Below are 22,810 nucleotides of genomic sequence, written 5' to 3'. Positions count from 1 at the left end.
GGTCGGTTATGTCTACCTCCCTGCCTCTTGTGTTCGATGAGCCGCGCCGTGCCAAGAAGCCGCCGCGGCACCTGGCCGACCTCACCGGGGAGGAACGGCGGACGGCGGTGGCCGCGCTCGGCGAGCCCGCGTTCCGCGCCAAGCAGCTGTCCAACCACTACTTCTCCCGGCTGGTGTCCGACCCCGCCGAGATGACCGATCTGCCGGCCGCGACCCGCGACAAGCTGGTGGCGGACCTGATGCCGCCGCTGCTGACCCGGGTCCGCGACCTGGAGTGCGACAACGGGGAGACCCGCAAGACGCTCTGGAAACTGCTCGACGGCTCGCTGGTCGAGTCCGTCCTGATGCGGTATCCGGGCCGCGCGACGATGTGCGTGTCCTCGCAGGCCGGCTGCGGGATGGCGTGCCCGTTCTGCGCGACCGGCCAGGGCGGCCTGACCCGCAACATGACGACCGCCGAGATCGTCGAGCAGGTCGTCGACGGCGCGCGGGCGCTCGCCCGCGGCGAGATCGCCGGCGGCCCGGGCCGGGTGTCGAACATCGTGTTCATGGGCATGGGCGAGCCGATGGCGAACTACAAGGCCGTGATGGGCGCCGTCCGGCGGTTCACGGACCCGTCGCCCGAAGGCCTCGGGATCTCCGCGCGCGGCGTCACCGTGTCGACGGTCGGGCTCGTGCCGCGGATCAACCAGCTGGCGACCGAGGGGATCCCGGTCACGCTCGCGCTGTCGCTGCACGCGCCGGACGACGAGCTGCGTGACGAGCTGGTGCCGATCAACAACCGCTGGAAGGTCGACGAGGTGCTGGACGCGGCCTGGGGGTACGCGCGGCAGACCAAGCGGCGGGTCTCGATCGAGTACGCGATGATCCGCGACATCAACGACCACGCCTGGCGGGCCGACCTGCTCGCCGAGAAGCTCAACGCCCGCGGCGACTGGGGCTGGGTGCACGTCAACCTGATCCCGCTGAACCCGACACCGGGCTCCAAGTGGACCGCGTCCGACCCGGCCGACGAGCGCGAGTTCGTCCGCCGCCTCGAGGCCGGCGGGATCCCGGTCACCGTCCGCGACACCCGGGGTCAGGAGATCGACGGCGCCTGCGGTCAGCTCGCCGCGAGCGAGTCCTGATGCTGAAGCCCGAGTTCCGGGTGCGCCGGCTCGGGCAGCGCTACGACTGCGGACAGGTGGACGCCCTGGTCGCGCGCATCCTCGCGACGGCCGAACGCCGGTCCGTCGGGCCGGACGTCACCCGCGACGAGATCCGCGGTGCTGCCTTTCGTACGCCGCTGCTCGGCCCCGGGTATCCGGTCGAGGACGTCGACGATTTCCTCGCAGAGGCAGAACGCTGGCTGCCTGGGCAACCGGCGGCTGAGCCCGCGGTCGCGGCGGAGCCCGGAGGACGTCCGGCGCCGCAGTTCAGCACGGTCCGGCTGCGTGAGGGGTACGCCGTGGACGAGGTCGACGATTTCGTCGACCGCGTGATGGCGACCGTGAACGGCCGCCCGGTCAGCCGGCCGGTGACGGCGCAGGAAGTCCGCAGGGTGCAGTTCAGCCCGACGCGGCTCTCCGAGGGGTACGACATCGAAGAGGTCGACGCGTTCCTCGACACCGCGGAGGCATGGCTCAGCGGAGCTCGGTGAGGAGCTTCGCGAGCGCGGCCGGCTGGGAGAACATCGGCCAGTGGCCTGTGTCCAACTCCAGCAGCTCCCAGGACGGGGAGGAGAGCTGCTCGACCACGGCCGACGAGGGCGTCGCCCCGTCCATCAGGCACTTGATGTACGTCGTGGGCAGCTCGCCGATCGGCTTGATCAACTGAGCCGGCTCGGTGATCGATCGGCCGGGATGCGGCGTGCCGCGCTCCAGAATCAACGCGACGCTCTCGTCGGACAGGTCCTGGCCGACATAGTCCTCCGCGGTCAGCGGCGGCCAGTAACCGTCGGCGCTCTCCATCTGGCCGCGGACCCAGGCCTGACCCTCCGCCGACCAGCCGTCGACGAAGGACTGCCCGTCGGCCGGGATGTTCGAGTCGACGTACACCACCCGGCGCAGCCGGTCCCCGATCCGGCCCGCCGCCTGCCCCACCGGGATCCCGGAGTAGCTGTGCCCGGCGAGCACGACGTCGCGCAGGTCGTTGTCCTCGACCACGGCCACGACGTCCTCGACATGCTGCTGCTGGCCCGCATCCTCGCCGTGCCGCTCAGCCAGCCCGCTCAGGGTCACCGCATACACGTCGTGGCCCTCGGCTCGCAGCACGCCCGCGACCTCGTCCCAGGCCCACGCCCCGAGCCACGCCCCCGGCACCAACACAAAGTTCGCCATGCTGCGCACCGTAAACCACCCCACCGACAATCCGACCCGCTTGCACGGGCGCCGGTCCGAACGGGCATGATCGAGCGGTGAAGATTCTCTCGATCCAGTCCGCGGTCGCGTACGGGCACGTGGGCAACTCGGCCGCTGTGTTCCCGCTCCAGCGCATCGGCGTGGAGGTGCTGCCGGTCTACACGGTGAACTTCTCGAACCACACCGGGTACGGCGCGTGGCGGGGCCCGTTGATCAGTCCGGACGACGTGCGCGAGGTCCTGCTCGGGATCGAGGAGCGCGGGGTCCTGCCGCAGATCGACGTGGTCCTGTCGGGCTACCAGGGCGGCGAGGGGATCGCCGACGTCATCCTGGAGGCTGTGAAGCGGGTCAAGGCGGCCAATCCGGCGGCGGTGTACTCGTGCGACCCGGTGATGGGGAACGCGAAGTCCGGCTGCTTCGTCGCTCCCGCCATCCCGGTGCTGCTCCGCGACCGGGTGGTTCCGGCGGCCGACATCATCACACCCAACCAGTTCGAGCTGGGCTTCCTGACCGGCACCGAGCCGGACACCCTCGAGTCCACGCTGGCCTCGGTGGAGCTGGTGCGCGCGACCGGGCCGCGGACGGTGCTCGTCACGAGCGTCGAGCGTCCCGACCGCGAGGACGGCACGATCGAGATGCTGGCCGTCGACGACAGCGGCGCCTGGCTCGTGCAGACGCCACACATCCCGATGAAGGCGAACGGCTCGGGTGACGTGACGGCAGCGCTCTTCACGGCGCACTACCGTCGGACCGGCGATCTGGCCGAGGCGCTCGCCCGGACGACCTCGAGCGTCTTCGACCTGCTCACGCGCACGCATGAGTCGGGGGAGCGTGAACTGCAGCTCGTCGAGTCGCAGGACGCGTACGCCGCCCCGCAGATGCAGTTCACGCCGCGCCAGGTCGCCTGACTGGTTCGCTGACCCAGACCGCTGACCCAGACCGCTGACCCAGACCGCTGACCCAGACCGCTGGCTCAGACCGCCGCGAGGATCCTCGCCAGCTCGGCCGGCTGGGAGAGCATCGGCCAGTGACCGGTCCGCATCTCGACCAGCTGCCACTGCGGTGACTTCAGCTCCTGCTGTACGTCGGGAGCAGGCTCGTCACCCGCCATGAGGCATTTGACGTACGTCGTCGGCAGCTCACCGATCGGCCTGGTCAGCCGTGCGGGCTGCGTCAGCGTCAGGCCGGGGTGCGGCGTACTGCGGGACACGAGCCGGCTGACAGCCTCGTCGGACAGGTCCTGGTCGACGAAGTGCTCCGCCCCGGCCGGCAGCCAGGTGCCGTCGCCTTCGAGCAGCTGCTCCTCCAGCCAGGCCTTGTCGTCGTCCGACCACCCGTCGGCGAACGAGAGGCCGTCAGCCGGAATGCTCGAGTCGACGTACACGACGCGGCGCAGCCGGTCTCCGATCTGCCCGGCTGCCTGCCCGACCGGGATCCCCGAGTAGCTGTGCCCGACCAGCACCACGTCGTACAAGTCGTTGCCCTCGATCACCGAGACGATGTCGTCGACGTGCTGTTGCTGCCCGACCCGCTCCGAGCCCGGCCCCTGCCGCTCCGCCAGTCCGCTCAGAGTCACCGCGTACACCGCATGCCCGGCGTCCCGCAGCCTCTCCGTGACGGCGTCCCAAGCCCAGGCTCCCAGCCGAGCCCCCGGTACCAACACGAACTCACCCATGGAGACCATTTTCAGCCGACGAGGGCGGCGGCGTCGTCGATGGTGTCGACGAGGTGGATCGACCGTGCGAGTGGGCGGCTGGTGGCGAGGGACTCCAGGAGCGGCCAGACGGGGAGTCGCACCGTCCAGTGGTCGATACCTACCAGGATCAGCGGGATCTGGGTGGCGGCGTCGCCGTAGTAGTTGGGGGTGACGGCCTGGAAGACCTCCTGGACGGTGCCGGCCGCGCCGGGGAGGTAGATGATGCCGCCGCGGGCGCGGCCGAGGAGGACGTCTTCGCGCTGGGCGTTCGAGAAGTACTTCGCGATCGACCTGGCGAACACGTTCGGCGGCTCGTGACCGTAGAACCAGGTCGGGATCGACACGCCGCCGTCGCCGGGGAAGCGGGCGCGCACGCTGAGCCCGGCTGCGGCCCAGGCGCCGATCGACGGCCGGAACGACGGTACGGCGGCCAGTTCGGCCAACGCGGCCTCGACACCGGAATCGTCGTACGACGCGAGCGACGCGCCGAGGTTCGCCGCCTCCATCGCGCCCGGCCCGCCGCCGGTGACGACCATCTGGTTGCGACGGGCAAGCGTACGACCGAGCAGCACCGCGGCCCGGTAGTTGTCGTCGCCGCGCAGCACGCCGTGACCGCCCATCACGCCGACCCAAGGCTTGTCATCGGGCAGTTCCGCCAGAGCGTCGGCGATCGCGTGGTCGTGGAGCGCTGCGGCGAGCGTCCGGCTCGTGTCGCCCCGCTCGTCGTGCTGGCGGGACCACGCGTAGATCTGCGCGTCGGGCGTGGCGGCGTACCCGTGCTCGATCCCGGCGTACAGCTCGTCGGCGTCGTACAGCCGCCCGCGGTACGCGTCGAACGGCAGCGCCGGGATCGCCGGGAACACCAGCCCGCCGCCGTCGCGGATCCACAGCTCGGCCTTGTCCTCGAGTGCGCAGCCGAGGAACACCGATCCGGTCGGCCTCAGCATCAGCAGCTCCGCCGTCCGCCCGGTCAGATCCACCGACTGCACCCGCCACCCGGTCATCGCGGTGGCGCCCGCGGCCAGCAGCCGGTCGAAGTGCTCCAGGGACTCGATGTCCACATGCGGAATGCTCGGCAACGTCACGCTGAGCACACTAGCGATTGTCCGGCCCGATAGACGTGCTCTATCAGGTGAGGTAATGGTTGGACATGACACATGCGGAGCTCTGGGAGCGTCACAAGGCCGTTATGCCGGCTTGGCTCGCGTTGTACTACGAGGAGCCGATCGAGATCGTGCAGGGGTCCGGCCGCCGGGTCACCGACGGTGAGGGGAACACCTACCTGGACTTCTTCGCGGGGATCCTCACCAACGCGATCGGGTACGACATCGCGGAGATCTCCGACGCGGTCCGCGAGCAGCTCGGGTCCGGGATCGCGCACACCTCGACCGTGTACCTGATCCGCAAGCAGATCGAGCTGGCCGAGCAGATCGCCGAGCTGTCCGGGATCCCGGACGCCAAGGTGTTCTTCGCGAACTCGGGCACCGAGGCGAACGAGACGGCCCTGCTGCTCGCCACCCAGAACCGCCGCTCCAACCAGGTGCTGGCGATGCGCAACTCGTACCACGGCCGCGCGTTCGGCACCGTCGCGATCACCGGCAACCGGGGCTGGTCCGCGAGCAGCCTGTCGCCGGTGAACGTGCAGTACGTGCAGGGCGCGTACCGCTACCGCAGCCCGTTCCGGGACCTGCCCGACGCGGAATACGTCAAGGTCTGCGTCGATGACCTGCGCGACGTCATCGAGACCACGACCGCGGGTGACGTCGCCTGTCTGATCGCGGAGCCGATCCAGGGCGTCGGCGGGTTCTCCTCGCCGCCCGACGGCCTGTACGCCGCGTTCAAGGAGGTCCTGGACGAGTACGGGATCCTGTTCATCTCCGACGAGGTGCAGACCGGGTGGGGCCGGACCGGCGACCACTTCTGGGGGATCCAGGCGCACGGCGTCGTCCCGGACGCGATGACGTTCGCGAAGGGGCTCGGCAACGGGTTCGCGATCGGCGGCGTGGTGGCGCGCGGCGACCTGATGGACAGCATCAAGGCGAACTCGCTGTCGACCTTCGGCGGCAACCCGATCTCGACCAGCGCCGCGAAGGCCACCATCGACTACCTGCTGGACAAGGACCTGCAGGCGAACGCGGCCAAGCGCGGCGCGCAACTCGCCGACGGCCTGCGCGGCATCTCCGACGAGTTCCCCGAGCTCGGCGACGTCCGCGGCAAGGGCCTGATGCTCGCGGCCGAGATCGTCAAGCCCGACGACAACGCCCCCGACGCGGCCGCCACCGCCAAGCTCCAGCAGGAGACCAAGGACCGCGGTCTGCTGGTCGGCAAGGGCGGTCTCTACGGCAACGTCCTCCGGATGGCGCCGCCGATGACGCTGACCGAGGAGGAAGCCGCGGAGGCGCTGGAGATCGTCCGCGACTCGTTCAACACGCTGCGCTGACGGTCGCGGGACCGAACCAGGTCGTCATCGCCTCGTCCAGCCCTTCGGCGTCCGGCTCGTCCGTGGCCCAGGCGACGTATCCGTCCGGCCGGATCAGTACCGCGGCCGGCGCGGGCACGTCGCCGACGCCGGGGATCGTCCAGCGCTCGGCGCCGCGCTGCGCCTGGACGCGGTCCACGCGGTCCGCCCACCCGTCGACGGACGGTACGACGCCGTCGTCGAAGGCCAGCAGAACGGGTCGGCCGGCGGTCAGTAGGCGATGGATGCGGGTGGCCTCGCCTCCGACAGCGAGGTCCGCGTCCGGGACGCGACGTCCGGTCAGCGGGTGATCGCCCTTCACGTCGTACTCGAGGTCGAGGGCGGTGATCATCAGGCCGATCCGGAACCGCACGTCGTCGACGTCGAGCAGCCCGGTGAACGTCTCGCGCAACGCGTTCACGTGCGCGCCGGGGCGTGACAGGGCGGTCTGCGCCCGGGTGTTCTGCAGCACGCGCGCAGCGACCGGGAAACGCTCGGCCTCGTAGCTGTCCAGCAGTTCGCCCGGCGCCTGGCCGCGTACGACGGCCGCGAGCTTCCAGCCGAGGTTGACCGCGTCCTGTACGCCGAGGTTCAGCCCCTGGCCGCCGGCCGGGAAGTGGATGTGCGCGGCGTCCCCGGCCAGGAACACCCGTCCCTCGCGGTACCGGTCGGCCTGCCGTGCCGCGTCGCCGTACTGCGAGACCCACCGCGGGCTGTGCATCCCGAAATCGGTGCCCGCGACCTCGCGGAAGGATTCCCGGAAGTCCTCGAACGACGGCTCGTGCGCACGATCCAGGACCCGGTCGTACCGCTGCACCATCAGCCGGTGCCAGCCCGGCTGGAACTGGATCACCGAGAAGTCGCCGGAACCGCGCCGCTGCCCGAAGACCGTGCCGGCCGGCGGCTCGGCCAGCTCGACGTCGGCGAGCATGCCGACCATCGTCGCGTCCGTGCCGTCGAACCCAATGCCGGCCAGCTTGCGGACGGTACTGCGCCCGCCGTCGCACCCGACCAGGAACGAGCAGCGGATCACCCCGCCGTCCGGGCCGCCCACCTCGACCTCGACCCCGTCGTCGTCCTGACGGATCCCGACCACCGGCGAGGACCAGCGGACGGTGGCGCCGAGCTCGGTCGCGTGGGCCTCGAGCTCGCGTTCGATGACCGCCTGCACGATCCCGAGCGTGAACGGGAAGCGGGTCGGGAAGTCGCCGAACTCCATCCGCAGCCCACCGAAGTGGCCCGCCTGGATCGGCCGTCCCAGCGGCAGCAGACGGTCCATCAGGCCGCGCTGGTCGAAGATCTCCATCGTGCGGGCGTGAATGCCGCCCGCCCGCGACTCGCCCGTCCGGGCCGGGAGCGCGTCGACCACGACGACGTCGATCCCGGCCAGCCGCAGCTCGGCGGCCAGCATCAGCCCGGTCGGCCCGGCGCCGGCGATCACCACATCCATGAGCATCTCCTTAACGTTCTTCAATTTCCTTTAACGCTGTTAAGGAGAGCAAAACGTTGTTAAGCTTGTCAAGGACGAACAGGAGATCGACGTGACGCTCGACGCCAGGACCATCGCCACCGCGGCGCTGCCGTTGCTCGACGACGGCGGGGTCGACGGCCTGACCATGCGCAAGGTGGCCACCGCGCTCGGCGTCCAGGCGCCGGCGCTCTACTGGCACGTCAAGAACAAGCGCGAGCTGCTCGACGCGATGGCGCGCGTGCTGTTCGTCAGCGCCGTCGACGGGCTGGAGGCCCCGCGAAGAGGAACGGACTGGCAGGAGTGGCTGGCCGAGCTGGCGGGCCGGCTGCGCAAGACCCTGCTGCGGTACCGGGACGGCGCCCGTGTGCTCGCCGGCACCAACGTCAGCGACGACTCCATGTGGCGGGTGACCGAGTTGACGCTGCGCACGCTGGAGGACGCCGGGTTCTCGGCGCGTGACGTCACGCGGGTGTTCCCGCTCCTGCTGCACTACACGATCGGCTACGTCATCGAGGAGCAGGCGCAGACCGGTGTCGACTACCCGGACGGCAATCCGTACCAGACGGACGAGATCAGGCAGTCCGTCGACGCCGAGCGCTACCCGTTGACGGCGCGGATGGTCGTCGACCTCTTCGCGGCCGATCCCGACGCGGAGTTCGAGCACGGCGTCCAGGTGATCCTGGCCGGCGTCCGCGCGACGTACGACCTCCGCCCCGGGAACTGAGAAGGCCCCTCCGGGGTGGGGAGGGGCCTTCGGTCAGATCTTGTCGTCGGCGTCCAGGGTGCTGGCGGCGTCAGGTGCCTCGGTCATCGGCGGCGGGGCGCCGGTGATCTTGCGGCGCCGCCGGGAACGGCCCTCGAGGTAGCGGGCGAGCAGGGACAGCAGCGAGCACAGCCCGATGTAGATCAGCGCGACGACGATGTACGTCGGGATGTACGGGAAGCCGTACGTCAACCGGCCGCCCATCTGCTTCGCGACGTACAGCAGCTCGGCGTAGGTGATGATGAAGCCGAGCGCGGTGTCCTTCAGCAGCACGACCAGCTGGCTGACGATCGCCGGCAGCATCGCGCTGATTGCCTGCGGCAACAGCACCAGCCGGACCACCTGGTTCTTCCGCAGCCCGAGCGCGTACGCCGCCTCGCGCTGACCCTTCGGTACGGCGGCGATACCGGCGCGGAAGATCTCCGCGAGCACCGAGCCGTTGTAGAGCGTCAGGCCGAACACGACCGCCCAGAACGGGCTGAGCCCGAGCTGGAACTGGATGTTGCCGAAGTAGAAGTAGAACATCAGGATCAGCAGCGGGACCGCACGGAACAGCTCGACGATCAGCGTCGCCGGGGTCCGGATCCACTTGTGGTCGCTGATCCGCGCCGCCGCGAAGACCGCGCCGAACAGCAGCGCGAGCACCGCCGCGAGACCGGCTGCCCGCAGGGTGTTCAGCAGGCCGTCCAGCAACTGCTGCTGGATCGACGAGTACTGGAACTGCCGCCAGAGCCGGCCCTCGAACTGGCCGTTCTGGTACATCCGGTTGATCAGCCACGCGAGCGCGCCGACCAGGACGACCAGGACGACGATGTTGGTGATGCGGTTGCGGGCCTTCGCCCGCGGCCCGGGAGTCTCGTACAGGACTGTGCTCATCAGGCCACCGCCGTCCGTCGTTCGGCCCATCGTTGCAGGAAGATCAGCGGCACGATCAGGATCAGGAAGCCGATCGTGATCCACAGCAGCGTGAGCAGCTGGTTCTCACCGCGCTCGGACATCGCGGCCGGGATCGAGCCGGCCTCGGCGACCGAGAACCCGGCCGCGATCGTGGTGTTCTTCAGCAACGCGATGAACACGCTCATCAGCGGCGGGATGATCGCGCGGAACGCCTGCGGCAGGACGACGATCGAGAGCACCTGGTTGAACGACATGCCGATCGCGCGCGCCGCCTCGGCCTGGCCGGGGGCGATCGTGTTGACGCCGGACCGGACCACCTCGCAGACGAACGCCGAGGTGTAGATCGTCAGCGCGCCGACGCCGGTCCAGAACGGGCTCGGCAGCGCGAGCTGCATCTTGGCGGCGCCGAAGAACAGGAACGCGAAGACCAGCGTCAGCGGAGTGTTCCGCAGGACATTCACGTAGCCGGTGCCGATACCGCGCAGGGCGGGCACCGGGGAGACCCGGAACGCTCCCAGGATCGTGCCGAACACCAGACTGAGCACACCGGACACCACGAACAGGCGGATCGTCAGCCAGAAGCCGTCCCGGAACAGCGGCCAGTTGTCGGTGAGGACCGAGAACATCGCGACCTTCCTCTTGCCTTCAGGAACAGAATCCGGCCGCGGCGCCCGTTGCGGACACCGCGGCCGGCTGATGGATCAGTACTTCTCGAGCGGCGGCGGCGTCGAGTCGGAGCCCGACTTGCCGAGCGTCTCGTCGTAGATCGCCTTCCAGGTGCCGTCGGAGGCCGAGGTCTCGAGGATCGAGTTCACCTTGTCCCGCAGCGCCTTGTCGGCCAGCGGCAGGCCGATACCGTACTTCTCGGTGCTGAACGGCTTGCCGACCACGCGGAGCTCGTCGGGCGCCGTGGCGGCGTACCCCTTGAGGATCGCGTCGTCGGTGGTGACCGTGTCGACCTTCTTGTCCAGCAGCTGGGAGACGCACTCCGAGTAGGTCTTGAACTCGGAGATGTTGCTCGCCTCGGTCAGGTTCTCGTCCTTGACCCGCTGGATCGGGGTCGAACCGGTCGCGGAGCAGACCTTCTTGCCCTTCAGGGCGGTCTTGCCGGCGTCCATCGAGGTGTCGTCCTTGCGGACCAGCAGGTCCTGACCGGCGATGAAGTACGGGCCGGCGAACGAGACCTGCTTCTTGCGCTTGTCGGTGATCGAGTAGGTGCCGACGTAGTAGTCGATCTCACCACCGGCGATCGCGGTCTCGCGGTTCGCCGACGGGATCTCCTTGTACTCGATCTTGTCCGGGTCGAAGCCGAGACCGGCCGACACCATCCGGGCCACCTCGATGTCGAACCCGCAGCGCTTGCCGTCGGCGTCCTTGTACCCGAGGTTCGGCTGGTCGGCCTTGACGCCGACGATCACGTTGCCGCGGGACTTCGCCTTGCTGAAGGTCTGGCTGCCGGCCACGTCCACGCCGCTCGCGGCGGTGAACTTGTGCAGCTCGCCGCAGGAGTCGGACGCGTTGCCGCCACTGTTGCCGCCGCCGGCGCTCGGCTCGTCCTTGCCACACGCGGCGGCGGTCAGCGCGAGCGCTGCGACGCCGAACGTGGCGACGAGGGTGCGCATTCTCATGATCAGGTTCCCCTTCGTTTCGTTGCTGGTACAGCCCGCGGGCGGTGTGACTGCCGGATCAGTGCTTCAGGATCTTGCCGAGGAAGTCCTGGGCCCGCCTCGAGGTCGGGTTCGTGAAGAAGGTCTCCGGGTCGGCCTGCTCGACGATCTCGCCGTCGGCCATGAACACCACCCGGTTCGCCGCGGTCCGGGCGAAGCCCATCTCGTGCGTGACGACGACCATCGTCATGCCCTGCTTGGCGAGGTCGATCATCACCTCGAGGACCTCCTGGATCATCTCCGGGTCGAGCGCCGAGGTGGGCTCGTCGAAGAGGATCACCTTCGGGTCCATGGCCAGGGCCCGCGCGATCGCGACGCGCTGCTGCTGGCCGCCGGACAGCTGGGCCGGGTACTTCGCGGCCTGCGAGGCCACCCCCACCCGCTCCAGCAGCTCCATCGCCCGCTTCTCGGCCTGCTTCGGGTCCGTCTTGCGGACCTTGCAGGGACCGAGGGTGACGTTCTGCAGGATCGTCTTGTGCGCGAACAGGTTGAAGGACTGGAAGACCATGCCGACGTCCGCGCGCAGCCTGGCCAGGTCCTTGCCCTCACTGGGCAGCGGCTGCCCGTCGAGCGTGATGCTGCCGGAGTCGATCGGCTCCAGCCGGTTGATCGCGCGGCAGAGCGTCGACTTGCCGGACCCGGACGGGCCGATCACCACGACGACCTCGCCCTGGTCGATGGACAGGTTGATGTCCTTCAGGACGTGCAGTTCGCCGAAATGCTTGTTGACGCCGGTCAGCGCGACCAGACCGGTTTGCGTCAGCGTGTCGGAATCGCTCATGGCCAGAACCTAGCGGAGCGGGGGGCCCGGTCGCAGCGCTGGGTGGTACCACGGTGGTAACGATCTGCAATAAAGGCACGCTCCGTGCCAAGGTCGTCACGGATCGCCGAAATGCATGTTTTCCCTATGTAACTGATGGTCGGAGGACGATCACTTCCACGCCTGCGGGACGTGGACGTATGGTCCCTCCGGCCCTCGTACGACAGGGCTACGGGAGCGCCGCCACGGGACGGCGACCCGCCAAGAACCACACCGGAGTGCGTCATGCGGATCTCGCTGACCAAACGCAGCCGTCAAGTCATCGCCGGCGGGCTGGGGACCGCCCTCGTCGCCGCCGGTATCGGCGCCTACGCCGGCCGCTACGAGCTGAAGGAGGAGTGGCTCAAACATCAGTGGGCCGGGCGGCACTACAACGCCGCCGTGATGGAGAAGGCGCTGATGATCGCGGGCGGCAACCCCGCCGAGATCCAGAGCGAGTCGAAGGAAGCCTTCACGATCGCCGACGAGTTCGAGCAGGCCCGGACTGCGCCGGGCGGCATCGTCGCACCGGGTGCGTACTCGGCCGCCTTCGCCCAGCTCACCGCCCTGCCGCACACAGCCGGTGCGTGGCGTGAGGTCACCAAGGTGCCGTACGACGCCGACGATGCCCGGTACCGCGACTGGTACTCGAACTCCAGCGGCGGCGCCGGCTATGTCACCGGCCGGATCACCGGTCTTGCCGCCGACAACGCCAACCATGTGTACGCCGCCGGCGCGAACGGCGGCGTGTGGCGCTCCAGCACCGGGGGTGGCAACTGGACACCGCTGAGCGACACATTGCCGTCCCTGAGCGGCGGTGATCTCCAGCTCGCCGGTGACGGCTCGCTCTGGTACGCGACCGGCGAGGCGAACACCGGCGGTACGTCGTACGTCGGATCGGGCGTCTACCGCCTCGCGAATCCCACCACCGGCACCTACTCGCCGTCCGACCGGGTCGGCGGCAAGGAACTGGAGTCGACCACCGTCGGCCGGCTGCGCTGGGGCGGCGGGCAGGTGTTCGCGGCGACCAACCGCGGCGTCTGGTACCACGACGCGTCGACGACCGCCGGCGCCTGGAAGGTCGCCTTCTACCCGAACCCGGACTTCATGCCGCAGATCAAGGACGACGCCGGCAACGTGCTGGTGCCGGCCGGCAGCCAGACCGGCGGCGCGACGAACGCGGCGTACAAGAACATCGTCAACGACATCGCGATCGACCCGAAGAACCCCAAGCACGTGATCGCCGCGATCGGCTGGCGATCGGGTGACACCTACAACGGGTTCTACGAGACCAACGACTACACCGCCGGTCCGTCGAGCTGGAAGCGGCTCGACGTGGTGCTGGGAGGTATCAAGAACAGCACCGACGTCGGCTACACGACGTTCGCGTTCAGCAAGACCGGCGATCGTCTCTACGCGATGGTGCAGCAGCCGAGCAAGATCAACGGCAGCACGAGCCTGGCCGGCATCTTCGTCTCCAAGACCGGCAGTCCGTCGGGTCCGTGGAACAAGATCGCCGACCCGCAGATCCTGCACAACAGCGGCTCGGCTCTGGACCGCAAGGGGTACGCCGTCGGGGTCCAGGCCTGGTACAACCAGTTCCTGACCGTCGATCCGGCCAACGCCGACCACGTCTGGGCCGGGCTGGAGGAAGTGTTCGAGACGACCGACGCCGGCTCGCACTGGGCCACCGTCGGGCCGTACTGGAACTTCGGCTTCCCCTGCTGGAACATCGACGACTCGAAGAACACCTGTCCGATGGCACCGCACTCCGACCAGCACTCGGTCGCGGTCGGTACGTCAGGCGGCAAGCCGGTCGTCTTCGTCGGCAACGACGGCGGCATCTATCAGCGGCCGGTCAACGGCCAGGTCAACGCGAACAAGAACGGCACCGACTGGAAGTCGCTGACCACCGACGGGACCATGGACGCCCTGCAGTACTACTCGGTGTCGGTCGGCAAGGACACCGAGCACGGCGGCGTCGTGGTGTCCGGCGGCTTGCAGGACAACGGCGTCTCGAACCTGTTCGCCGTACAGCCGAACGGCAGCAACAGTGACACCAAGATGGGCTCCAACTTCGGCGGTGACGGCGGCGACGGGGCGGCCGATCCGCAGAACGGCTGCAACCAGCTGCAGGAGTACGTCGCTCTCGCGGTCAAGATCACCAACAACTGCGCGCTGAACAAGGGTGCGCTGAGTGAGGCCGAGGCGAGCTCGTGGAGTCTGGACCCGGGTGACCCGAGCCCGCGGTTCATCGCACCGATCGCGATCGACTCGGCGAACTCGAACGGCTTCATCGCGGGTGGTCAGTACGTCTACACCTCCACCAAGGGCTGGGGCATGCGCAGTGCGTCCGAGTGGACCAAGGCGTTCGATCTCGGAGCAGGGCACTCGGCGACGGCGGTCGCGATGCGCGGCGGTGTCGGCTGGGTGAGTTGGTGCGGTCCCTGCAACAACGCGGGCTTCGCGCGCGGTCTGGCCACCAATGCCGGCGGCAGCTGGCACCAGGTGACCTTGCCGTCGGAGTTCCCGAACCGGTACCTCGCGGGCGTCGGCATCGATCCGGCCAACGGGCAGCACGCGTACGTCGCCGTGAACGGCTTCTCGCGCCGCTTCACCGAGGGCCCGGGCGCGGGTGTCGGCCACGTCTACGAGACCAAGGACGGCGGCGCCACCTGGTCGGACATCTCGGCGAACCTGCCGGACGTCCCGACGAGCGCCGTCAAGCAGCTGGCGAACGGAGCACTCGTGGTCGGATCGGACCTGGCCACGTTCTACCGGGCGCCGGGCGCGACCAACTGGCAGGTGCTCGGCACCGGCCTACCGACCACCACGGTGATGGACATCGAGTCCGGCCCCGACGGCAACATCTACGCCGCCACCCACGGCCGCGGCATCTGGAGCATCACGCCACCCGCGTGATCCCTCCAGCCCGACTTTGAGCACCCACCAACCAATTCTCGACGAGGATTTTGGTTGGTGGGTGCACAAAGCAGGTGTCAGGCGGGGCGGTGGGCGCCGCAGCAGCCGCCGGCGGCGAGAGTCGCGGCGGCGGGTTCCTTCACGGCTGCTTCGACGTCGGCCAGCATCCGCTCGCGCTCGGCGGGGGAGATCACCCGGCCGCGGGTGACGACCGTGTGGATGCGGCGGGTGTTGCGGATGTCGGCGAGCGGATCGGCGTCCAGTACGACGAGGTCGGCGATCTTGCGTGGCTCGACCGCGCCCGTGTTCAGGCCGAGGAACTTGGCCGGCTCGGCGGTGGCGGCGTACAGGGCCTGACGTGGCGTGGCGCCGGCGCCGACCAGGTGCTCGAGCTCGTCGTGCAGGGCGAACCCCGGCACGGAATACGGCGTACCGGTGTCGGTGCCGGCCAGGATCGGTACGTCGTGTGCGAACAGTTCCCGGACGAACCGCTGCCGCCACGCCCACATCTGCCGCTGGTGGGAGACCTCCTCGGCGGTGCGGTTGGCGGCGTACAGGTTCTGGATGACGTAGTCGTAGGTGCCGATCGAGTCCGCGCTGAGGTACTTCGCGAGCGCCGGGTCGAGGCGGGTGTAGTCGATCTGGTCGAGCACGTTGTGCATGGTGAGCGTCGGCGTGACCCGGGTCCGGTTGCGGCGGAGCGTTCCGAACACGTCGGCGGCGCGCGCCGGGCTGTAGGTGTTCGCGGCGATCCACTCGATCGGGTGCAGCTGCCGGAACCAGGCGTTGTAGTCGCCGGTCGGCACGGTGATCGCGAGCAGCATCCGCCGTACCTCGGCCTCGCGGGTCGAGACCGCCAGGCCGAGCGAGTGGATGTGCTCGATGCTGCGCTGGCCGGCGTCGCTGACCTCTTTCGAGGTGACCTGGTCGGGGCCGTGACCGTGGACCGTCAGACCGACCTTGCGGGCCTCGTCGACGATCGCGCGCCAGGACTCCCGACTCAGCCGCGAGTAGACCTTGACGAAGTCGGCGCCCTCGGACTTCACCCGCCGTACGGCGGCCCGCGCCGCGGCGGCGTCGTCGACGACGATGACCTGGATCAGGTTCGGGTCCCACAGGGTGGGGTCGCCGTCGATGATGTTGCTCGCGACCACCATCCGCGGGCCGAGCAGCGTGCCCGCCTCGATCCGGTCGCGCCAGTCGTACAGCATCGGGTTCGTGCCGGCCATCTCGCGGACGGTGGTCAGACCGTTGGCCAGATAGAGAGGTGGCGACACCCGCTCGTCACCGAGGCTGTGGACGTGCATGTCGGCGAGGCCCGGGATGACGTACTTCCCGCTCAGGCGGATCTCCGCGGCCCCGCGCGGCACCGGGAGCCGCCCGACACCGATGATCCGGTCGCCGCTGATCAGCACGGTCTGGTGCGGGTTCTTCCGGCCGGTGCCGACGTCGACGACGGTGACGTCGGTGAGCGCGGTGATGCCGGTACGGCGTGCTGCGGCGACCGCAGGAGCGGCGGCGAACGAACTTCCGGCAAGGACAACACCGCCGGCGGCGGCACGGACAAGGAACTGACGACGAGAACTGTTCATGGGTTCCAGTGTTCTGCCGGTGAACGGCGCCGGCACTGGGCGCACGACCACCCTCCCGGTAGGGGAATGTCCCCCTTCAGCGCCCCCGGGTCACGCTTACTCTCTGCCCATGAAGGTGGCGCGGGGGCTGTTCGTCGGATCGATCGTCGCGGCAGCGGCTGGACTCGCAGCAGTGATGTGGGCGGTTGCAGTACCGCGTCCTGGACTGTACGTCGCCGGCGTGCTCGCCTGCGCATCTGCTCTGCTGGTCCGGCTTGCCGTCCATCGAACGCGCCGTGAGCTCGTCGTCCTGTCGGTGATCGTCGCGGTCCTCGTTGCCGCCGCCATCGCCGTACCGAAGGCTGTGCTGGCGGCACAGCTCCGACCCGAGATTCGCTGGTCCGCGGAGCTGGCGGATCGGGCCCCGGGAGACCGTCTCCTCCGGACGTGGGTGATTGGTGACCGCATCTACGTTGCGAGCAGTTCGTTGCCGATGCGGTCGTACGACCGTGGCACCGGCCGGCTGGTCGCAACGTACCCGGCGGCAACCGCAGACCACGTCGCGGTGACGGCGGACGGCTCGGTTGTCGGCTGGACGGCTGGGGAGGCACAGAAACGTCAGGTGACGCTTTACGCACCGGACGGGAAGGTGCGGTGGACAAGACAGTTCCACGGGCGGTCGACGATCGACAGGCTGCCGCAGCGGACGCCGGTAGTCGCTGCGGCCGACGGCGTCGTCGTCCTGGCGGACTGCCGCGACGGGCGTCAGGAGTCGTACGGCAACTGCACCTGGACCGGTGTCGATCAGACCGGGGAGACGAGCTGGACGCGAACGACCGACTGGCAGCCTTCGGCGGAGAACGAGCAGAGCATGATGTTCGGCCGTACCCTGTCGGCCCTGCCGTCGATCATCCTCGGCAAGGGCGAAGAGAATTACGTGGTGCTGGCTGCGGCCGACGGGCGCGAACTGTTGCTGCACAAGCGACTGGTCGGCACACGCACCGCCGTACAGGGCGATATCGCTGTCTTCGCGGAGTTCAGTGGAGATGGCTGCCGAATCGTCGGGTACCGGGACGGCGAACAGGCCTTCAGCACCGACGGTGTGCGGTGTTTGGTCCTGGGGCGACTGACGATCGTCGGGGAGCGGGCGTACATGGACGGCGAGGCGGGCCGCGGACAACTCACCGTGGGCATGACGGACGGCGCCGCGCAAGCATTGGAAGGCGTGGGACTGAGCGGCTGGCCGGGCAGCACTCCGGCGCCCGGACCGGATGTGATCGTGTACCGCGACGGCAAGACGCTCACCGCGAGGGACGCCGGCAGCGGGCAGGAGCTCTGGAAGCAGGACGCTCCGGGCAAGGTGATCGGCGTACTCGTGGACAACGGCGGTGTACTGGTCCGGAGCGAGGTGAGCAGCCACAACCCCTTCTTCCCCCGGAAGGATCAGTACAGCTGGCTGACGACCTGGGACGCCCGGACCGGCGAGCGGATCGCCGGGCGGCTGGCGCGCGGCGGCGACATGTCCCGGCAGTCGTCGATCGGTCCGGGACAGGCGCTGGTGCAGTCGGAGGACGGCCGGACGGTATCGTTGCTGGGCTGAGGTGCTTTTCGGAGCCGGGGCGGCGAGGACGTACTCTTGGTGGCTGTCATGCGTACTTATGAGGTCCGCACCTACGGGTGCCAGATGAATGTCCACGACTCCGAGCGGCTGCGCGGGCTGCTGGAGGACGCGGGCTATGTCCGCGCGCCCGAGGGCGACGAGGCCGACGTGGTCGTCTTCAACACCTGCGCGGTCCGGGAGAACGCCGACAACAAGCTGTACGGCAACCTCGGTCACCTGGCGCCGGTCAAGGCTCGCAAACCCGGTATGCAGATCGCCGTCGGCGGCTGCCTGGCGCAGAAGGACAAGGCGTCCATCACGCGCAAGGCGCCGTGGGTGGACGTGGTCTTCGGGACGCACAACATCGGCTCGCTGCCGGTGCTGCTGGAGCGGGCCCGGATCGAGCAGGAGTCGCAGGTCGAGATCCTCGAGTCGCTCGAGGTGTTCCCGTCGACGCTGCCGACCCGGCGCGAGTCGCCGTACTCGGCCTGGGTGTCGGTGAGCGTGGGCTGCAACAACACCTGCACGTTCTGCATCGTGCCGGCGCTGCGCGGCCGTGAGAAGGACCGCCGGCCGGGCGAGATCCTCTCCGAGGTCGAGGCGCTGGTCGGCGAGGGCGTGCTCGAGGTGACGCTGCTCGGCCAGAACGTGAACTCGTACGGCGTGGAGTTCGGCGACCGGTATGCGTTCTCGAAGCTGCTCCGGAGGTGCGGGGAGATCGACGGGCTGGAGCGCGTCCGGTTCACCTCGCCGCACCCGCGCGACTTCACCGCGGACGTGATCGAGGCGATGGCCGAGACGCCGAACGTGATGCCCTCGCTGCACATGCCGCTGCAGTCCGGTTCGGACACCGTGCTGAAGGCGATGCGCCGGTCGTACCGGCGGGACCGCTACCTGAAGATCATCGAGGACGTGCGCGCGGCGATGCCGGACGCGGCGATCACCACCGACATCATCGTCGGGTTCCCGGGGGAGACCGAGGAGGACTTCCAGGGCACGCTCGACGTGGTCCGGCAGGCGCGGTTCGCGGGGGCATTCACCTTCCAGTACTCCAAGCGCCCCGGCACGCCGGCCGAGTCGATGGACCACCAGGTCCCGCGGCACGTCGTCCAGGAGCGGTACGAGCGGCTGGTCGCCCTGCAGGACGACATGGCCTGGGCCGAGAACAAACAGGTTGTCGGCCGGTCCGTCGAGGTGCTCGTGGCCGAGGGGGAGGGGCGCAAGGACGCCACCACCCATCGGCTCAGCGGTCGCGCCGCGGACAACCGCCTCGTCCACTTCGCCGTACCGGAGGGCGCCGAGACGCCGCGACCGGGTGACATGGCAACGGTCGAGGTCACGTACGCCGCGCCGCACCACCTGGTCGCGGACGTGTTCGGCGCCGTCCGCCGGACCCGCGCCGGGGACGCCTGGGAGCGGGCTCAGGGCGCACCGGCCGCCGCACCGGGCGTGATGCTCGGGATGCCGACGATCGGCGCGAAGCCGATGGAGCCGGCAGTGGGCGGCTGCCAGGCCGGATGAACCTGCCGGCGGACGCGGAGCCGTTCGCGTTCGGCCGGGACGCGGACATCTACGCGATCGACGACGACTGGGTGCTGCGGCGGTACCGCAACGGTCACCCGGTCCGCGACGAGGCCGACTTCATGCGGCACGTCGCGCAGCACGGGTATCCGGTGCCCGCGGTCCGCGACGTCGACGGCGCGGACATGGTCATCCAGCGCCTCGACGGACCGACGCTCGGCGACGCCGCGATGGCGGGTGAGCTCAGCGCCACCGAGATCGGCCGGATCCACGCCGACCTGCACCACCGGCTGCAGGCCATCCCGGCCCCGAGCGGTACGCCGGGTCACGTCGTCGTGCACGGCGATCTGCATCCGCTGAACGTGATCGCCACCGCCGGCGGCCCGGTCGTCATCGACTGGCGCAACGCCGAGGAGGGCACGCCAGAGTTCGACGTCGCGATGACCGCGATCATCTTCGCCCAGGTCGCCCTCGACCCGACGTACGAGAACTTCAGCGACCTGCTGCGCGACGCACTGGCGACCTACCTGGCCAACACGATCGACCCGACACCCGGCCTGCCCGACGCACTCCGCCGACGCGGCAACAACCGCACCCTGACACCAGAAGAACTTGCCCTGCTCCCGGCCCAGGAAGCACTCATCCGCTCCCACCTCTGAGCGTGCCTGGGTACCGAAGAACAGGAAGTGTCCCGCTCGCACAGCCGGCTCATGAGGACGCGGAGCGTGTCCGTGGCTGTCCGGGCGGTCGCACCGGGAACACCTCCTGTCCGTCGGCACCGCTCAGGCGTTCAGGAACTGTGAGGGCTTGAGGGGGCGGGCGACGATGCGGAGTTCGCCGATGTGGCCGGCGAAGCCTTGGTCGATCGTGTTGGCGTAGTGGCCGGCGCCGACCAGCCACGGTTTGCCGGTGGGGGCGAGACCGTTGGACGGGGTCGCCGGGTTGCGGAGCAGCTCTGAGGAGTCGACGTACACGACGCTGTGCCGGCCGTCGTTCACGATCGCCAGGTGGAACCACTCGCCGGCGCGCTGCTCGTGGCCCCAGTTGGTGAACGTGTCGTTCTTGTCGGCCGGGTACACCGCCCACTGCACCTGCAGACCGCCCGAGAACCCGAGCTTGGCGGCCGGCTCGTCCGGGTCGCTGCCCGTCTTGCCCGCGTCGCGCCCGCTGCCGAGCCGCGTGAACAGCCCTTCCCACGCGTGGTCCTGCCCGTCGTCAGCAAGCTTCACGAACGCCTCGATCGTGTAACCGTTCGCGAAGGTCATCGCGTTCAGCGGGGCGTCGTCAGCGGTCTGCAGGTATCCGCCGCGGGCCGGGTTCTTGCCGCCGGGGAACAGCCAGCTCGCATGACCCGGCTGATCCGGGTGGTGCTCCGCCGATGCCGTCGGCAGGTCGGTGCTGAGCTGCACGCGGGTCAGGTCGTTGCCGTGACCGGACTGGTCGGCCACCTTGTCCGCGACCGGCCCGTCGAAGCGCCAGTACGCCACCGTACCGGGGATGACGAGCTGCTTGGCCGGACGCGCCGGACGGACGGGCTCCGGCGCGAACCCGGCGAACCGCTCCGCGAAGTCGATCGGCACGCTGAACCGGTTGACGTCGTCGCTCAGCTCGATCTCCGCCTCTGCGAGCTCGTTGCGCCGGGCCGGGTCCTGGGCCAGGATCCACGGCGCGATCGTCTCGACGTCGATCGTGTTCCGGGCCAGGTCGAAGTGGTACAGCCGGACCATCCCCGAACCGCCGTAGTACCGGTCCTGGTAGTTCGTGATGTGCAGGTGCACGTCGTTGCCGGCGGCATTCTTCCGGGTGATGCGGCCGGGCGGCCAGTAGTGGCCGTTGAGCGTGAGGAAGATCTGGTCGCTGCCGTCGACGAGCTGGTCCCAGACCCGGTTGCCGTGGTCGCTGAAGTACGCGACCGGGTTGCCGTGGTCGGCGTTCACCAGCTCGTGGATGGTCAGGATCACCGGCAGCTTCGGGTGCGCCTCGATGACCGCGCGGGCCCAGGCGAAGCTCGCGTCCGACGGCCGCCAGTCCATTGCCAGCAGCAACCACTGGCGACCGGCCACGCGGAACACGTGGTACGAGTTGTAGCCGTTCGGCGTCGACCCGCCGTACGTCGGCATCCACCGGAACCGCCGCGGGCCGAACGTGTCCAGGTACGGCGACGGGCCGCGGGTGTCGTCCTTCGAGCCGTCGATGTCGTGGTTGCCGGCCAGCACGGAGTACGGGAAGCGGGCGCGGTCGAGGATCCGGAACACCGGGTCGGCCTGCGCGAACTCGCTCGCCAGCGCGTTCTCCACGACGTCGCCGAGATGCGCGACGAAGACGATGTTCTGCTCGCCGCGCTGGTCGATCAGGTACTCGAACGTCGCGGTGAGCGGTGCGGCGTCACCGCGGTCCTGGTCGAACTGGTACTGCGTGTCGGGCACGACCGCCAGCGTGAACCGCGGGTGCTCGGTGTCGATCTTGGTGGGGCTCGCCGCGGCGGTCGTGGAACCCAGTACGCCGGGTGCTGCGATCGCGCCCGCCCCGAGTACGCCCGCCTGCAGGAGCCGTCGCCGGCTCGTTCCGTCGTACCGCTCGTTCATCGCCCCACGCTCCTGTGCTCGCTGACACCGCAGCGAACCTCATGGCGGGGGCCCGGCGGTGAACTCAGGCGAAACCCTGGGCGATCACGGCGGGAAGCACGTCACCGGTCAACGACGCGAGCACCCGCGCCTCGTGCGGGACCACGGGATCCGGCAGGTTGTCCAGCGGATACCAGTCGAGATCGGCCGCCTTGTCCGGCTCCATCAGCCGCGGCTCGCCGCTCCACTTCTCGGTCACGAAGAAGAAATCGACCCGCTCGTCGATCGGATCCCCGGTGCCGCCCGTGCGGTGCATCGCCGTCACCGGTTGGAGGTCCGACGGGTCGACGTCGATCCCGACCTCTTCCTTGAGCTCCCGCACCGCCGCCGCGAGCACCGACTCACCCCGCTCCACATGCCCCGCGGGCACCGCCCAGTACCCATCCATGTATCCGGTGTCGGCCCGCAGCAACAACAACACCTCGTCCCCCCGCCGAACAATCACATAAGCCGCCGGCACCACCACAAACCGATCCATACCC

The 22,810-nt window shown here is 69.3% G+C and carries 20 protein-coding genes; 9 read left to right on the top strand and 11 right to left on the bottom strand.

Features of this window, described 5'->3' with window-relative positions; all coding sequences use genetic code 11:
* Positions 1-8: 8 nt before the first annotated feature.
* Together rlmN and AB0L64_RS27765 are read left to right on the top strand one after the other, a co-directional pair.
* The gene (gene rlmN, locus AB0L64_RS27770; protein WP_355483639.1) at positions 9-1,127 is read left to right on the top strand and encodes a 23S rRNA (adenine(2503)-C(2))-methyltransferase RlmN; all 1,119 of its coding nucleotides are present in this window, start codon (positions 9-11) and stop codon (positions 1,125-1,127) included.
* Positions 1,127-1,639, top strand: a complete 513-nt coding sequence (locus AB0L64_RS27765) for a DivIVA domain-containing protein (RefSeq protein WP_363714666.1) — start codon at positions 1,127-1,129, stop codon at positions 1,637-1,639. The genes rlmN and AB0L64_RS27765 overlap by 1 nt, the downstream gene beginning before the upstream one ends.
* Here the strand turns inward: AB0L64_RS27765 and AB0L64_RS27760 are convergent.
* Positions 1,623-2,318: an alpha/beta fold hydrolase gene (locus tag AB0L64_RS27760; protein ID WP_363714664.1), complete on the bottom strand. Its 696-nt coding sequence runs from the start codon at positions 2,316-2,318 to the stop codon at positions 1,623-1,625. The genes AB0L64_RS27765 and AB0L64_RS27760 overlap by 17 nt on opposite strands.
* Before the next feature lie 77 nt (positions 2,319-2,395).
* On the opposite strand from AB0L64_RS27760, the gene pdxY reads away from it, so the two are divergent.
* Positions 2,396-3,247, top strand: a complete 852-nt coding sequence (pdxY, locus tag AB0L64_RS27755) for a pyridoxal kinase PdxY (protein ID WP_359930871.1) — start codon at positions 2,396-2,398, stop codon at positions 3,245-3,247.
* Positions 3,248-3,312: 65 nt separating this feature from the next.
* On the opposite strand, the gene AB0L64_RS27750 is transcribed toward pdxY, so the two are convergent.
* Positions 3,313-4,014 carry an alpha/beta hydrolase gene (locus tag AB0L64_RS27750; protein ID WP_363714662.1) on the bottom strand — a complete coding sequence of 234 codons (702 nt, stop codon included), beginning with the start codon at positions 4,012-4,014 and terminating at the stop codon, positions 3,313-3,315.
* A gap of 11 nt (positions 4,015-4,025) precedes the next feature.
* A complete protein-coding gene (locus tag AB0L64_RS27745; protein WP_363714660.1) occupies positions 4,026-5,120 on the bottom strand; it encodes an LOG family protein in 1,095 nt (364 codons plus the stop codon).
* 104 nt (positions 5,121-5,224) lie between these two features.
* Between AB0L64_RS27745 and AB0L64_RS27740 the strand changes: the two genes are divergently transcribed.
* Positions 5,225-6,475: an aminotransferase class III-fold pyridoxal phosphate-dependent enzyme gene (locus tag AB0L64_RS27740; protein ID WP_363714658.1), complete on the top strand. Its 1,251-nt coding sequence runs from the start codon at positions 5,225-5,227 to the stop codon at positions 6,473-6,475.
* Here AB0L64_RS27740 and AB0L64_RS27735 read toward each other — a convergent pair.
* Positions 6,459-7,943: an FAD-dependent monooxygenase gene (locus tag AB0L64_RS27735; protein ID WP_363714656.1), complete on the bottom strand. Its 1,485-nt coding sequence runs from the start codon at positions 7,941-7,943 to the stop codon at positions 6,459-6,461. The genes AB0L64_RS27740 and AB0L64_RS27735 overlap by 17 nt on opposite strands.
* Before the next feature lie 91 nt (positions 7,944-8,034).
* Between AB0L64_RS27735 and AB0L64_RS27730 the strand changes: the two genes are divergently transcribed.
* Entirely contained in the window at positions 8,035-8,688 is a 654-nt protein-coding gene (locus tag AB0L64_RS27730) for a TetR/AcrR family transcriptional regulator C-terminal domain-containing protein (RefSeq protein ID WP_363714654.1), read from the top strand.
* 33 nt (positions 8,689-8,721) lie between these two features.
* Here the strand turns inward: AB0L64_RS27730 and AB0L64_RS27725 are convergent, their stop codons facing one another.
* The 4 genes from AB0L64_RS27725 to AB0L64_RS27710 form a co-directional block, all read right to left on the bottom strand.
* Positions 8,722-9,603: an amino acid ABC transporter permease gene (locus AB0L64_RS27725; protein ID WP_363714652.1), complete on the bottom strand. Its 882-nt coding sequence runs from the start codon at positions 9,601-9,603 to the stop codon at positions 8,722-8,724.
* A complete protein-coding gene (locus AB0L64_RS27720) occupies positions 9,603-10,250 on the bottom strand; it encodes an amino acid ABC transporter permease (RefSeq protein ID WP_355483657.1) in 648 nt (215 codons plus the stop codon). The genes AB0L64_RS27725 and AB0L64_RS27720 overlap by 1 nt, the downstream gene beginning before the upstream one ends.
* Positions 10,251-10,325: 75 nt before the next feature.
* Complete coding sequence (locus tag AB0L64_RS27715; RefSeq protein ID WP_363714650.1) at positions 10,326-11,252, bottom strand: glutamate ABC transporter substrate-binding protein; 927 nt, start codon at positions 11,250-11,252, stop codon at positions 10,326-10,328.
* Between the two features lie 58 nt (positions 11,253-11,310).
* Positions 11,311-12,039 (bottom strand): amino acid ABC transporter ATP-binding protein, encoded by a 729-nt coding sequence (locus tag AB0L64_RS27710; protein ID WP_363715528.1) that lies wholly within the window; start codon positions 12,037-12,039, stop codon positions 11,311-11,313.
* 297 nt (positions 12,040-12,336) lie between these two features.
* Between AB0L64_RS27710 and AB0L64_RS27705 the strand changes: the two genes are divergently transcribed.
* Complete coding sequence (locus AB0L64_RS27705; RefSeq protein WP_363714648.1) at positions 12,337-15,012, top strand: hypothetical protein; 2,676 nt, start codon at positions 12,337-12,339, stop codon at positions 15,010-15,012.
* Positions 15,013-15,089: 77 nt separating this feature from the next.
* Here AB0L64_RS27705 and AB0L64_RS27700 read toward each other — a convergent pair whose 3' ends face one another.
* Positions 15,090-16,604 (bottom strand): amidohydrolase family protein, encoded by a 1,515-nt coding sequence (locus AB0L64_RS27700; protein ID WP_363714646.1) that lies wholly within the window; start codon positions 16,602-16,604, stop codon positions 15,090-15,092.
* Between the two features lie 109 nt (positions 16,605-16,713).
* Here AB0L64_RS27700 and AB0L64_RS27695 point away from each other — a divergent pair, with 109 nt between their 5' ends.
* The 3 genes from AB0L64_RS27695 to AB0L64_RS27685 are packed head-to-tail and all read left to right on the top strand — an operon-like array spanning position 16,714 to position 20,363.
* Positions 16,714-18,183: a PQQ-binding-like beta-propeller repeat protein gene (locus AB0L64_RS27695; RefSeq protein WP_363714644.1), complete on the top strand. Its 1,470-nt coding sequence runs from the start codon at positions 16,714-16,716 to the stop codon at positions 18,181-18,183.
* A 48-nt stretch (positions 18,184-18,231) separates the two neighbouring features.
* Entirely contained in the window at positions 18,232-19,704 is a 1,473-nt protein-coding gene (gene miaB / locus AB0L64_RS27690) for a tRNA (N6-isopentenyl adenosine(37)-C2)-methylthiotransferase MiaB (protein WP_363714642.1), read from the top strand.
* Complete coding sequence (locus AB0L64_RS27685) at positions 19,701-20,363, top strand: phosphotransferase (protein WP_363714640.1); 663 nt, start codon at positions 19,701-19,703, stop codon at positions 20,361-20,363. Before miaB ends, AB0L64_RS27685 begins: the two co-directional genes overlap by 4 nt.
* A 123-nt stretch (positions 20,364-20,486) precedes the next feature.
* Here the strand turns inward: AB0L64_RS27685 and AB0L64_RS27680 are convergent, their stop codons facing one another.
* On the bottom strand, positions 20,487-22,289 hold the full coding sequence (locus AB0L64_RS27680) for a LamG-like jellyroll fold domain-containing protein (RefSeq protein WP_363714638.1): 1,803 nt from the start codon (positions 22,287-22,289) through the stop codon (positions 20,487-20,489).
* A 64-nt stretch (positions 22,290-22,353) separates the two neighbouring features.
* Positions 22,354-22,806: an NUDIX domain-containing protein gene (locus tag AB0L64_RS27675; RefSeq protein WP_363714636.1), complete on the bottom strand. Its 453-nt coding sequence runs from the start codon at positions 22,804-22,806 to the stop codon at positions 22,354-22,356.
* Positions 22,807-22,810: the final 4 nt, after the last annotated feature.

Origin of the sequence: Kribbella sp. NPDC051936 (assembly GCF_040680955.1) — a bacterium.
In the GTDB taxonomy this organism is placed as follows: Bacteria; Actinomycetota; Actinomycetes; order Propionibacteriales; family Kribbellaceae; genus Kribbella.
This window is presented reverse-complemented; position numbering and strand designations above follow the sequence as displayed.

Excerpts from the sequence above, each read along its gene's own strand:
- rlmN (WP_355483639.1), top strand. The coding sequence starts at position 9 with ATGTCTACCTCCCTGCCTCTTGTGTTCGATGAGCCGCGCCGTGCCAAG.
- AB0L64_RS27765 (WP_363714666.1), top strand. The coding sequence starts at position 1,127 with ATGCTGAAGCCCGAGTTCCGGGTGCGCCGGCTCGGGCAGCGCTACGAC.
- AB0L64_RS27760 (WP_363714664.1), bottom strand. The coding sequence starts at position 2,318 with ATGGCGAACTTTGTGTTGGTGCCGGGGGCGTGGCTCGGGGCGTGGGCC.
- AB0L64_RS27750 (WP_363714662.1), bottom strand. The coding sequence starts at position 4,014 with ATGGGTGAGTTCGTGTTGGTACCGGGGGCTCGGCTGGGAGCCTGGGCT.
- AB0L64_RS27740 (WP_363714658.1), top strand. The coding sequence starts at position 5,225 with ATGCCGGCTTGGCTCGCGTTGTACTACGAGGAGCCGATCGAGATCGTG.
- AB0L64_RS27735 (WP_363714656.1), bottom strand. The coding sequence starts at position 7,943 with ATGGATGTGGTGATCGCCGGCGCCGGGCCGACCGGGCTGATGCTGGCC.
- AB0L64_RS27725 (WP_363714652.1), bottom strand. The coding sequence starts at position 9,603 with ATGAGCACAGTCCTGTACGAGACTCCCGGGCCGCGGGCGAAGGCCCGC.
- AB0L64_RS27720 (WP_355483657.1), bottom strand. The coding sequence starts at position 10,250 with ATGTTCTCGGTCCTCACCGACAACTGGCCGCTGTTCCGGGACGGCTTC.
- AB0L64_RS27715 (WP_363714650.1), bottom strand. The coding sequence starts at position 11,252 with ATGAGAATGCGCACCCTCGTCGCCACGTTCGGCGTCGCAGCGCTCGCG.
- AB0L64_RS27705 (WP_363714648.1), top strand. The coding sequence starts at position 12,337 with ATGCGGATCTCGCTGACCAAACGCAGCCGTCAAGTCATCGCCGGCGGG.
- AB0L64_RS27700 (WP_363714646.1), bottom strand. The coding sequence starts at position 16,604 with ATGAACAGTTCTCGTCGTCAGTTCCTTGTCCGTGCCGCCGCCGGCGGT.
- AB0L64_RS27695 (WP_363714644.1), top strand. The coding sequence starts at position 16,714 with ATGAAGGTGGCGCGGGGGCTGTTCGTCGGATCGATCGTCGCGGCAGCG.
- miaB (WP_363714642.1), top strand. The coding sequence starts at position 18,232 with ATGCGTACTTATGAGGTCCGCACCTACGGGTGCCAGATGAATGTCCAC.
- AB0L64_RS27685 (WP_363714640.1), top strand. The coding sequence starts at position 19,701 with ATGAACCTGCCGGCGGACGCGGAGCCGTTCGCGTTCGGCCGGGACGCG.
- AB0L64_RS27680 (WP_363714638.1), bottom strand. The coding sequence starts at position 22,289 with ATGAACGAGCGGTACGACGGAACGAGCCGGCGACGGCTCCTGCAGGCG.
- AB0L64_RS27675 (WP_363714636.1), bottom strand. The coding sequence starts at position 22,806 with ATGGATCGGTTTGTGGTGGTGCCGGCGGCTTATGTGATTGTTCGGCGG.